We start from the raw sequence: 11,422 nt of genomic DNA on the forward strand, positions 1-11,422 counted from the left end.
CCCATGGCACACCCGTTGCTGGATAACTACGACGCTTTGCTGGCCGACCTCGACGGCACTGTATTCTCGGGCCACACCCCAGTTCCTGGAGCCGCAGAGGGCTTGGCCGGCCGTAAAGTCATGTACGTAACCAACAACGCCTCGCGCTCTCCGCAACAGGTCGCCGAGCACCTGAATTCAATGGGCTTCCCGGCAGAGGCCGATAACGTGGTTACCTCAGCTATGGCCGCCTGCGACCTCGGCAAGCGATATATCTCCGAGGCCGGCATCGAAAGCCCTGTGGCCTACGTGATCGGCCACGACTCCTTCAAGCAGCTGGTGGCCGACGCTGGCTTTAGAGTAACGGAGACCGCCGACGACCAGCCTCACGTTGTCTTCCACGGACACAGCCCCGACAACAACTGGACACGGCTTTCAGAAGGTGCCCTGGCTATCCAACGCGGAGCCCGGTACTTCGCCTCTAACTTGGATACCACCTTGCCCTCCGAGCGCGGGTTCTTGGTCGGCAATGGCTCGATGGTGGCGGCCGTGACCTCTGCCACGGGAGTCACGCCCGAGTCCGCTGGCAAGCCCGGCCCCGCTATGTTCGAAGTCGCTGCTAGCCGCATTGGATCCACAAAGCCTCTAGCCGTCGGCGATCGCCTGGATACCGACATCGTTGGTGGCAATGCGGCGGGAATGGACACGCTCTGCACCGTCACTGGAGTGTCTACCCACACCGACATTATTGACGCCCCCTCGTCTCAACGACCCACGTTTATTGCCGGCAACCTACGCGACCACCTGCCCGGCTGGTCCGCAAGCGTGGATGAGGGGACAGCCCGCATCCGCGTGACTGCCGGGGAGCTTGGGGACGTCGAAGTCATGGCAGCCGAAGCTTTGGCCGTGGCCGCGCCGCTTGCGTGGAAGCTGATCGACGACCCGGATCTCCCGCAGGTCGCTAGGGTCGAGAACATCGACTTTGTAGGCGCAGATGCGCAAGCCGTGGAAGCCTTGGGAGGTTGGAAGTAAGTGGGCGAGGGACAACCGAAACCTTCGATGTTGTCGGGGGACAGTAGGCGTCAACAAGAAGAGCTGGCACAAGCCGTCGACGAACTACTCGCACGCGACGTGCACGGCGCCGAAGAAGCCGCAGTGCTGGAGGAAGCTCACCGGGTTGTAAACGAAGCTCTGGGAGGCGAACGCTGATGGCCAAGCGGGGGCCGAAACTGCAGCGGCTGGACGCGGAACTGGTAGCGCGGAAGATTGCCCGTAGCCGCGAGCACGCCCAGGAGATGATCAAGTCGGGGCGGGTGACCGTCAACGGCATGCTGGCGAAGAAGCCGGCTAGTGGCGTGGACGGAAACGTATCCATCAAGGTCGCAGAGTCCGAGGACGACCGCTGGGCTAGCCGCGGCGCACACAAGCTTTTGGGCGCACTGGAGGCTTTCGAGCCCCAGGGCCTCAGCATTGAGGGCAAGACCGTGCTGGATGCCGGCGCCTCCACGGGCGGCTTTACGGATGTGTGCCTGGATCGTGGGGCGGCGAAGGTAAAGGCTGTGGACGTGGGCTACGGCCAGTTGATCTGGCGCCTGCAGAACGACGACCGGGTGGACGTCATGGACCGTACGAACGTGCGCACCCTCACCCCCGAAGACCTTGGGGGCCAAGTGGACCTGATGGTCGGCGACTTGAGTTTTATTTCCATCCGCCTGGTTCTGCCCGCGCTGGCCGCGTGTGTAAAGGAGGGTGGGGATCTACTGCCCATGGTCAAGCCACAGTTTGAGGTTGGCAAAGATCGCCTGGGCCACGGCGGGGTGGTCCGCAGCCCTGAATTGCGTGCGGAAGTGACCCGCGAGGTGGCCGTCGAGGCGATGAAGTATGGTTTGAGTACGAAGGCCGTTGTCGCCTCCCCGCTGCCGGGGCCAAGCGGCAATGTTGAGTATTTTCTCTGGTTGGTCAAGGACAGTGCTGCGGTTTCACCTAGCATGGTTGAAGAGGCTGACCACACCGGCCTGGACGAGATGATCGCAACCGCTATTAAGGAGGGCCCGCAGTGACCACACCGGGGACTGACCACAACGCGGATCAGGGCGCGGATTCTAGCGACAAGGCCACCAAGGCTGCTTCTGGCGCACAGACCGAACGAGAGGTTCTGCTTGTTGCGCACACCGGTGTGCACGAGAACTTGGGCCTGGCTGCAGAGGCGGCGTCCCGTCTGCAAAAGGGCGGCATCAACGTTCGCGTGATGGCTACCGCCGACCCGGCTCCAGTGGCCCGTCATGAGGTTCTAGGGCGTTTCAAGCGTTTCGGCCACACCAAGGAGGCCGCCACGGGCGTGGAGATGGTGATTGTTCTGGGCGGCGACGGTACCTTCCTGCGCGCAGCCGACATCGCGCACTCGGCGGATGTTCCGGTGTTGGGCATCAACATGGGTCACATCGGCTTCCTTGCGGAGTGGGAGCAGGAATCCCTGCAGGAGGCTGTGGACCGGGTGATCGACCGCGACTACCGCATCGAAGACCGCATGACCTTGTCGATCACTGCCCGCGACATGGACGGTCGCGTGTTGGGAACCGGCTGGGCGCTGAATGAATGCTCCGTGGAGAACCTGAACCGCCAAGGTGTGCTGGATACGATCCTGGAGGTCGACGAACGCCCTGTTTCTTCGTTCGGCTGTGACGGTGTTTTGGTATCGACGCCCACAGGCTCCACCGCCTACGCCTTCAGCGCAGGTGGCCCGGTTCTGTGGCCGGAGTTGGACGCAATTCTGGTGGTAACCAGTAACGCGCACACGTTGTTTAGCCGCCCGCTGGTAGTCTCCCCGAACTCAATGGTGGCGGTGGAGACGAACCCGTCGACCTCGCCCGCGACGGTGGTGATGGACGGTTTCCGCCAGATTCACATGCCCCCGGGCGCACGCGTGGAGATCCGGCGTGGCCCGCAGCCGGTGCGTTGGGTGCGCTTGGACTCCGCGCCGTTTACCGACCGCCTGGTACACAAGTTCCGCTTGCCCGTGACGGGCTGGAGGGGTCCGCGCCACTAGCAATGCTGCATGAACTACACATTCGCAACCTCGGTGTAATCGAGGAGGCGACGGCGGAGTTTTCCACGGGCTTGAGCGTTGTCACCGGCGAGACCGGTGCGGGTAAGACGATGGTGGTTAGCTCCCTGCGTTTGCTCTCTGGACACCGCGCGGACGCCTCCCGCGTGCGCAATGGTGCGGACAAGGCCAGCGTGGAGGGGATTTTCTCCGCGGATTCCGCCGCAGTGGATGAGCTGGTTGAGCAGGTCGGCGGGTATGTCGACGACGGGGAAGTTATTGCTTCCCGCACGGTGAACGCCACAGGGCGTTCGCGTGCGCATCTGGCGGGCAAGACGGTGGCTGCGGGAGTGCTGGGGGAGTTCGCCGGGCACGTCATTACGATCCATGGGCAAAACGACCAGCTTCGCCTATTGGATCCGGTGCGTCAGCTCGGCGCTTTGGATGACTACGCGGGGCTGGGGGAGAAGGTTGTTACCTACCAAGCCCGCCGCGCTGAATGGCTGCGTTTGGACAAGGACCTGCGCCGTCGCATGGAGGCACGCCGCGATCTGGCTCTGGAGAGCGAAACCCTGCAGCGCGCGGTGGAGGCTATTGACGAGATCGATCCGCAGCCTGGCGAGGACGTGGGGGTTAAGGCGCAGATAAAGCGTTTGCAGGCTGCTGATGAGATCCGTGCAGGCCTGCAGCGGGCCCAAGCTGCCCTTGATGGCATGGACGGTCTTTCCGGGGACGATTTTGGTGATTCTGAAGGCGCGAGTGCCCTGGTTGGGCAGGCGGCCAACGAACTGGCCAACCTGACCGATACCGAGGCAGAGGGTGGCAATCTGTCTGACCTAGCCGATCGGCTGGGCGAGGTGAGCGTACTGCTGGCCGATATTTCCTCCGAGATCGGGCAAGCATTGTTGGACGTTCCCGACCCCGATGAGCTCGATGGGCTGTTGCAGCGCCAGACCCAGCTGCGGGAGCTGCGTAAGTATGCCGTTGATGTGGATGGGGCGCTGGCATGGCGCGATCAGGCACGCGAGCGTCTGGAATCCATGGACGTTTCCGATGAGGCGTTGCAAAAGCTGCAGGATGATGTTGCGGCGGCGCGGGATGCGGCGCGCGAGGTGGCTGAGGATTTGTCTTCGGCGCGTGTGAGGGCGTCCAAAAAATTTTCGAAGGCCGTCACCGAAGAGATCCGGGGCCTGCATATGTCGGCCGAAATTCGCGTGGACGTGCGGCAGCCTGGTGAGAAGGCGGGCGAGCTGGGTCCACACGGAATCGACGAGGTGGAGTTCCAGCTGGTGCAGGGCGGCAATGTGAATCCGCTGGCGGGTTCGGCTTCTGGCGGTGAGCTCTCGCGCGTGATGCTGGCGCTGGAGGTCGTGTTGGCCGCGGGGACCAAGGGCGGCCGGACGATGGTCTTCGATGAGGTCGACGCGGGTGTTGGCGGTAAAGCTGCCGTGGAGATCGGGCGCCGTCTGGCGAAGTTGGCTGTTGACAATCAGGTGATTGTCGTTACTCACTTACCCCAGGTTGCTGCGTTTGGTGACGCCCACGTGTACGTGGCTAAGGCGACCTCCGCGGACTCGGTAACTTCCTCGGTGCGCACGCTCAGCGAGGATGAACGGGTGGAGGAATTGTCGCGCATGTTGGCAGGCTTGGAGTCTGAGACGGGGCGGGCTCACGCTGAAGAGCTGATGGCGATGGCTACGGAAGCGAAAGCGAAGCTGTAGAAAATTTTTTGGCAAGCGGGCGACGGGGTGTGATCGGCGCTACAGTGGTGCTGTGTTAAGAGGGGGAGCGCGCACCCGCAGCGATCTGCGTGCAGTGTGAGGGGGACTAGAGCGGTGAAGCGTGTAGCGGCAAGTGTGTTTCTAATATTTTTTGGATTCGCTTTGACTGCGTGCGGCAGGGAGAGTGACGAACCTGTCCTGACCGGCGCTTTTGCTGAGACTGAGGAGCAACCTACAGGCGACGGGCCTGTGGATAACTCGCATTCAGGAGGGGCTGAAGGCGACGGCCGTATGCTAAAACCTGAGGGGCACAAGGGGATGTGGTTCGAGACTGAGCCGACGGATCCGTGGGAACACTACGTGTGGGCATCGCAGAAGTTCGTGGGAGACCCAATTGAGCTTCCGAAGCTAGAGGGGAAGGGGAATAAGGATAGTCTCCAGGGGATTCCAGACATTTGTGATAGTCGAGTTTCGGCACGACTTAAGGAGATAGGCTTTGACCAAGAAGAATCTATTGATTCACCGCTAATCTATACGTGTAATTTTTATGAGGTAGAGCCGGTCAATGGATCTTTTTCTGAAGCGCTATTTCAAGTTTCACTTGAAAGTGAAAAGCAAGGTGATAGCGGTAAGGAGGCGCACTATGACCCCCGTCGAGAGGATGTAGTTCCCCTTGGGGGCGGAAATAGAAATTCTCGTGAATGTGCTATTTCCAAGAACGTGAATAATGGTAGGTTGGCTGTCGAGATACTTTCTGGGGGGTCAGGTAGTAGTGTTCGAGAACTATGTGTGTACTCAGAATATTTCTTTCAGATTTACGACAACATAATTAGTATTTGATGATATTTAGGGGTGGGGAATGATAAAGTTCGATGTTTCTGGATTAAGAGCCGTTCAGCAGAGCCTGCGGTCTTCATTGATTGCGTTGAAAGGATTAAAATCTGCTGGTCGAAGCTTGGGAAGCTACACCGGTGCGCCATCAGTTACTGGCGCGTTCTCTCAGCATCATTCGTTTTGGGTGGGGCAATCAGGGTCAGCTGAAAACGTTCTCGATATTTTGAAATCAAACATTGAATGGCTCCAAGAGGTATTCTCCAACCAAATGGACGGGTTTGACCTGCAGGAGTATTTCAGCAAGCAATCCTTCGACCAGGTGAATTCCCAGGTTTCGGTCGCCGATAGTAATAGGCGGAGATTCTTTATCCCGAACCGAGATTCCCGGTCGATCGACAATCTGATGTACAACACGCCCGTGACTGTCGCGGAAGCCTCGATGCCACTTGCGTCACTGATCTCAGCATTTCAGGGAGACGATTCCGCGCCACTTGCGGTCGCGGATTCCTGGGAGAACGCGGCCAAGGCGCTCAAAGACTCCATGGATAACCTCAAGAGCGCATCAACCGGCTTGGCAAGCTCCTCCGAAGGCTATTCCTTCGACACAGCCCGCGAGGCTATCGACGATGTCCACAAAACCGGCCTCGTCGTCGCCTCCAACACCACCGCGATGGCGGGCTCCGTTCGCCAATTCCCGCTCGTCCGCAGCACCAATCTGCAAGCACTCGAAACCATCCAAGCCACAACCTCCCTGATCGCGGACCCAGCGGAACGTCTGCTCGCCGAACAAGCCGCCGTCGCCAACTTCGTTTCCTCGCAGTTGCAGCCATCCCTTGAGATGGTCCGCCCACCCGTCTCCAACCTCGGGGTTCCAATCGTTGGACACTCTGGTGGAGGAACTTTGGACGCCACCACCGTCTCCACCGCCTCCGCACAACCGACGGTTACGCACATCAACGGCCACACAAACGCAGCAGCTCCCGCAAGCGCCACGGCTCACGGCGAGCAAGCAGCCTCCGCCGCCACAAATGCACCGAAGCCAACTGCAGCTCCAGCGGCCGCCCACGCTGCGCCCACTCCAGGGGGACTGCACACTCCGGCCAATACACCGGCGCCCGTTCAACCGGCCGCAGCCGCGGTAGCGCCGCAGACACCTGGATTCGCGCCTGGAGGCATCACGTCACCGTCGCAGGTGTCGACGATCACGCCGCACCAAACAACAGCAGCTACTGCCACAGTTCCCGGCCAGGGCGGCACTTCCTTGACTGGGACGGAAAACCTCATCAACGCACAGAACCGTTTTGGAAACCGAGGCATTGCTTCCGGGCGGCCCGGCGTGGTTAGCGAATTGGGCGCCAAGGGGCACGGCCCGCAGCTTCGCAGTATCAGCGGTGGTGCCGGAACTGGCACGAACTCTGTCACTGGTGCGCCGAAGGCGGACTTGCGCAAGGTGTCTGCCACAGCACCCCGGCCTAATCTCCCCGGCAGCTTAAAAGCAATCTCCTCGACTCCTCTTAATGCCCTGCACGGCGAGCACGCTCACGCGAACACTCCTAACTCTGGCAAGGGAGCAACTTCTGCGGTCCACGGCACTCCTGGCTCTAAAGGTGGTGCTGGGGTGAAGGGCGGCGGGCACGTGGCGTCCACAGCAATGGGGAGAGGAACAAACATCGGCCGAGCAGGAAAGGGGTCGAAGAGTGGTCTGCGCGGGTCGGCGGTGACCTACGGCAAGCAGGATCGTTCGTACTTCCGGCGCCTGTTCTTCAGCGGCGAAGATCCGGTGATCGCTGGGAAGAAGGCACGCGGGCGTAAGGGACCCGACAAGGAGGGAGCCGCGACACAACAGACGGTGAAAAAGGTGATTCGTTAGAGCGAAAACGGCCTTTCACCGGCGCGCCTAACGCAACACTGGCCACATGAACACCACAATGGTGGGCATGATTTTCTCCCGTAGCGACCAGCCCGGAATCAACGGCGCCACCCGTGACCTCACCGGACCCAAGGGATTTACGAAGGCCAAGATCTCCGAGGGCGACATTGCCATTGTCGACGAACCCGATATCAGTCGTGCTAACTGCCAGAAGCTCATTGACGCGCGCGTGGCTGCCGTGGTGAACGCACAACAGTTCACCACGGGCCAGGTGCCGAACTTCGGGCCGCAGATGATGCTCGACGCTGACATTCTGCTGATCGAAAACGCCGGCGAGGAACTGCTCTCGAAGGTGAAGAACGGCAAGAAGGGGCGCATTGACGAGGGTAAGGTCTACTACGGCGACCGCTCCATCGGTGGCGGTGAGATCCTGGACATGGATACCGCGGCCTCCCGCTTCGAGGACGCCCGCGAGGCGCTCGGCGACCACATGGAAGCCCTATCTGGAAACATGTCCGAGTTCGTCCGCTCCGAGGCCCCGCTGCTGGTCGACGGCCTTGGCATCCCGGATGTCGACGTGGATATGGACGATCGTAAGGTGCTGGTGGCCAGCCCCGATGCGAACATCGAGCAGAAGCTCAAAGACCTGCGTTACTTCATGCGCGAGTACTCGCCGATCATCGTTGCCGTGGAAAACGCAGCCGACAGTCTGATGCAAGAGGGCTACCGCCCGAACGTAATCATCGGCGACCCGGAGAAAATCTCCAACGAGGCACTGCGCTGTGGCGCCACCGTGGTGCTGCCCGCAGACCCGGACGGCCATGCGGTGGGCCTGGAGCGTATCCAGGACCTCGGCGTGGGCGCAATGACTTTCCCCGCCGCTACCCAGGATCCGACCGACCTGGCGCTGCTGCTGGCCAATTACCACGGCGCTTCCATGGTGGTAAACCTCGGCGATGCGGAGGATCTGGACCGCGTGTTCCAGCGGGCCCAGTCGCCGGAGACCCCGTCAGCTCTGATGTCTCGTCTGCGCGTCGGCCCCCGTCTGGTGGGTTCCACAGCAGTGGCGGAGCTTTACCGCGTATCCCGTTCCGGCGGCGGTTGGCTCTGGGCGCTACTGGGCATCTTGGTCGCCCTAGCAGTCATCGTTGTAATCATCGGCTTCTCCGGTGATGGGGAGTTTGTGGACAACCTCGTGAACACCTGGAATAACTTCGCGCTGAGCGTACAGGATCTGTTCAAGAAGTAACGCGAAAGTAGCAGGGAGACAAGAGGCATAAGCATGAGCAAAAACTCGAAGGGCTCCGCCGGCAAAGTGATTGCCGGCCTGGGCTTCGGCGTGGCCGTCGGCACTGCACTGGGTTTTTTCGCCCTCGCCCCGAACGTGCCGGGCGGACCCGTGGCGAAGGATTCCTCCGCCGAGCAGGAGCTAAAGAGCGAGCAGACCGCACGCGAGAAGGCCGAGGGGCAGTCCACCGCCAGCGACAAGGTCTTGGGATCCGTCGCGGGGCCGGCGGTACGCAACCTGTTGCGCGGTTCGTCAGTAGATCTTTTTGTTCTTCCGGACGCCGACCAGGCCAACGTCGATAGCCTCAAGCGCCTGGTCAAAATGGCCGGTGGGGAAGTCCACGGTGTGATCGAGGTGACGGAGAAGGCGCTGGACGCCAACAATGGAGACACCCTGAAGTCCATCGCTGCGAACTCCTTGCCGGCCGGTGCAAAGCTTTCTGAGGACAAGCTGGACCCGGGTATGCACACCGGCCAGCTGTTGGGCGCGGCTTTGGGTGCCGGCGAAAAGGAAGCCAGCGAACCGGACCGAGGCGTGGCCTTGGGCGCACTGTCCAACGAAGACTTCATCGCCTACCAGGGAGAAGCGCCGAAGACCGCCGATCTGGCCCTGGTCGTGGGCGGGGATACAGCAGATGACAAGGACCGTGGCAATTACGGCACCAAGTTTGTCGCCGACTTCGCCGCAGGCCTGGATTCCCGCATGAAGGGCGCCGTTTTGGCCGCTCAGGCGGGCAGTGCTGAAGATGACGGCGCGGTGGGGCAGGTTCGTGCGAACCGAGCTGCGAAGGAAGCCGTCTCTACCGTGGACAACGTGGACACCGTTGCCGGTCGCATCGCCACCGTTCGTGCGCTGGGCCAGCAGAAGGACGGCAAGGCGGGCCACTACGGCGCCGCCGCGAACGCGTCGAATGCTACGCCTGAGTAGGCTTGTGTTAGGCTGAAACCCCGTAGATAGCGAAGTTCAAGCGTCGTTGATTCGGGAGTTACCTTGGCCACTAATCGTGCAAAGAGCAGCACTAAATACATCTTCGTCACCGGTGGTGTGGCGTCCTCGCTGGGCAAGGGGCTCACGGCAGCAAGCCTAGGGCAGCTGCTTTCCTCCCGTGGCCTGCGGGTAACCATGCAGAAGCTGGATCCGTACCTCAACGTTGATCCGGGCACCATGAACCCCTTCGAGCACGGCGAAGTGTTCGTCACCGAAGACGGTGCGGAAACTGACCTGGATCTAGGCCACTACGAGCGTTTCCTGGACCGCAACCTCTCCGCCGCTGGCAACGTCACCACCGGCAAGGTGTACTCTAATGTCATCGCCAAGGAGCGCCGCGGTGAGTTCCTGGGCAAGACCGTCCAGGTGATCCCTCACATCACTGACGAGATTAAGTCGGCCGTGTTGGCGATGGGCCAGCCGGATAAGAACGGCCAGGCCCCGGACGTCGTCATTAGCGAGATCGGCGGCACCGTCGGCGACATTGAATCCCAGCCCTTCCTAGAGGCCATCCGCCAGGTCCGCCACGAGGCAGGCCGCGAGAACATTGCCTTCATTCACGTTTCTCTGGTGCCTTACCTGGCGCCGTCGGGTGAGTTGAAGACTAAGCCGACCCAGCACTCCGTAGCGGAGCTGCGCAGCATCGGTATCGTCCCGGACGCGATTGTTTTGCGCGCCGACCGCGAGGTCCCGCAGGCTATGAAATCCAAGATCGCCCTGATGTGCGACGTGGACGAGGATGGCGTGGTTTCCTGCCCGGATGCACCTTCCATTTACGACATCCCGAAGGTGCTGCACTCCCAGCACTTGGATAATTACATCATCCGCCGCCTGAACCTGCCGTTCCGCGACGTGGACTGGACAACCTGGGGCAACCTGTTGGAGAGCGTCCACAACCCGCAGGGTGAAGTCACCATCGGCATCGTCGGCAAGTACATCGATCTGCCGGATGCTTACCTCTCCGTCGCGGAAGCGATCCGCGCGGGCGGTTTCGGAGCGAACGTGCGCGCCAACGTGAAGTGGGTCGCCTCCGATGAGTGCGAGACCGAGAAGGGCGCCGCCGAGGCTCTGAAGGACGTCGACGGTGTAGTCATCCCCGGTGGTTTTGGCAACCGCGGCATCGAGGGCAAGATTGGCGCTATCACCTACGCGCGTAAGCACAAGCTTCCGCTGCTGGGCATTTGCTTGGGCTTGCAGTGCATCGTTATCGAGGCCGCGCGTACAGCAGGGCTCACCGATGCTTCCTCTACCGAGTTTGACGCCAACGCCTCCACCCCTGTGATCTCCACGATGGAGGAGCAGAAGGCAGCTGTGTCGGGCGAGGCAGACCTGGGCGGAACCATGCGTCTGGGCGCCTACCCAGCACGCCTGGCCGAAGGCTCCCTGGTCGCTGAGATGTACGGTGCTAACGACGTGTCGGAGCGCCACCGTCACCGCTACGAGGTGAACAACGCGTACCGCGAGCAGATCACCGAGGGCTCCGGCCTGCAGTTCTCCGGCACCTCCCCGGACGGCACCCTGGTCGAGTTCGTGGAGTACCCGAAGGACGTACACCCGTACTTCGTTGCCACTCAGGCCCACCCGGAGTACAAGTCCCGCCCGACCCGTTCCCACCCGCTGTTCCAGGGACTGGTGGACGCTGCGCTGAAGCACCAGGCTGAGCGCTCCTAATTCAGCGCGCCTAAGCTTCCACTCCTAAA

At 61.3% G+C, this 11,422-nt stretch carries 10 protein-coding genes; all 10 read left to right on the forward strand.

Annotated features, from left to right (window positions below; translation table 11 throughout):
- The first annotated feature begins 3 nt into the window (after positions 1–3).
- The 10 genes from CJEIK_RS04565 (at position 4) to CJEIK_RS04610 (ending at position 11,393) form a co-directional block, all read left to right on the forward strand.
- Positions 4–1,011 (forward strand): HAD-IIA family hydrolase, encoded by a 1,008-nt coding sequence (locus CJEIK_RS04565; protein WP_005294515.1) that lies wholly within the window; start codon positions 4–6, stop codon positions 1,009–1,011.
- Positions 1,012–1,188, forward strand: coding sequence for a hypothetical protein (locus CJEIK_RS04570; protein WP_005294519.1), 177 nt, complete (start codon positions 1,012–1,014; stop codon positions 1,186–1,188). It abuts the gene before it with no gap.
- Entirely contained in the window at positions 1,188–2,039 is an 852-nt protein-coding gene (locus CJEIK_RS04575) for a TlyA family RNA methyltransferase (RefSeq protein WP_005294521.1), read from the forward strand. The genes CJEIK_RS04570 and CJEIK_RS04575 overlap by 1 nt, the downstream gene beginning before the upstream one ends.
- Positions 2,036–3,025 carry an NAD kinase gene (locus tag CJEIK_RS04580; RefSeq protein WP_005294523.1) on the forward strand — a complete coding sequence of 330 codons (990 nt, stop codon included), beginning with the start codon at positions 2,036–2,038 and terminating at the stop codon, positions 3,023–3,025. The genes CJEIK_RS04575 and CJEIK_RS04580 overlap by 4 nt, the downstream gene beginning before the upstream one ends.
- 2 nt (positions 3,026–3,027) lie before the next feature.
- Positions 3,028–4,743: a DNA repair protein RecN gene (gene recN / locus CJEIK_RS04585; protein WP_005294524.1), complete on the forward strand. Its 1,716-nt coding sequence runs from the start codon at positions 3,028–3,030 to the stop codon at positions 4,741–4,743.
- A gap of 114 nt (positions 4,744–4,857) precedes the next feature.
- Complete coding sequence (locus CJEIK_RS04590) at positions 4,858–5,583, forward strand: hypothetical protein (protein ID WP_143336400.1); 726 nt, start codon at positions 4,858–4,860, stop codon at positions 5,581–5,583.
- Between the two features lie 262 nt (positions 5,584–5,845).
- Positions 5,846–7,447 carry a hypothetical protein gene (locus CJEIK_RS04595; protein ID WP_005294526.1) on the forward strand — a complete coding sequence of 534 codons (1,602 nt, stop codon included), beginning with the start codon at positions 5,846–5,848 and terminating at the stop codon, positions 7,445–7,447.
- 46 nt (positions 7,448–7,493) lie between these two features.
- Positions 7,494–8,696 (forward strand): putative cytokinetic ring protein SteA, encoded by a 1,203-nt coding sequence (gene steA, locus CJEIK_RS04600; protein WP_005294529.1) that lies wholly within the window; start codon positions 7,494–7,496, stop codon positions 8,694–8,696.
- A 33-nt stretch (positions 8,697–8,729) separates the two neighbouring features.
- Positions 8,730–9,662 carry a copper transporter gene (locus tag CJEIK_RS04605; protein WP_005294532.1) on the forward strand — a complete coding sequence of 311 codons (933 nt, stop codon included), beginning with the start codon at positions 8,730–8,732 and terminating at the stop codon, positions 9,660–9,662.
- A 63-nt stretch (positions 9,663–9,725) separates the two neighbouring features.
- Positions 9,726–11,393: a CTP synthase gene (locus tag CJEIK_RS04610; RefSeq protein ID WP_034964895.1), complete on the forward strand. Its 1,668-nt coding sequence runs from the start codon at positions 9,726–9,728 to the stop codon at positions 11,391–11,393.
- The last annotated feature ends 29 nt before the right edge of the window (positions 11,394–11,422 follow it).

The sequence above is a fragment of the Corynebacterium jeikeium genome (genome assembly GCF_028609885.1).
Taxonomy (GTDB): domain Bacteria; phylum Actinomycetota; class Actinomycetes; order Mycobacteriales; family Mycobacteriaceae; genus Corynebacterium; species Corynebacterium jeikeium.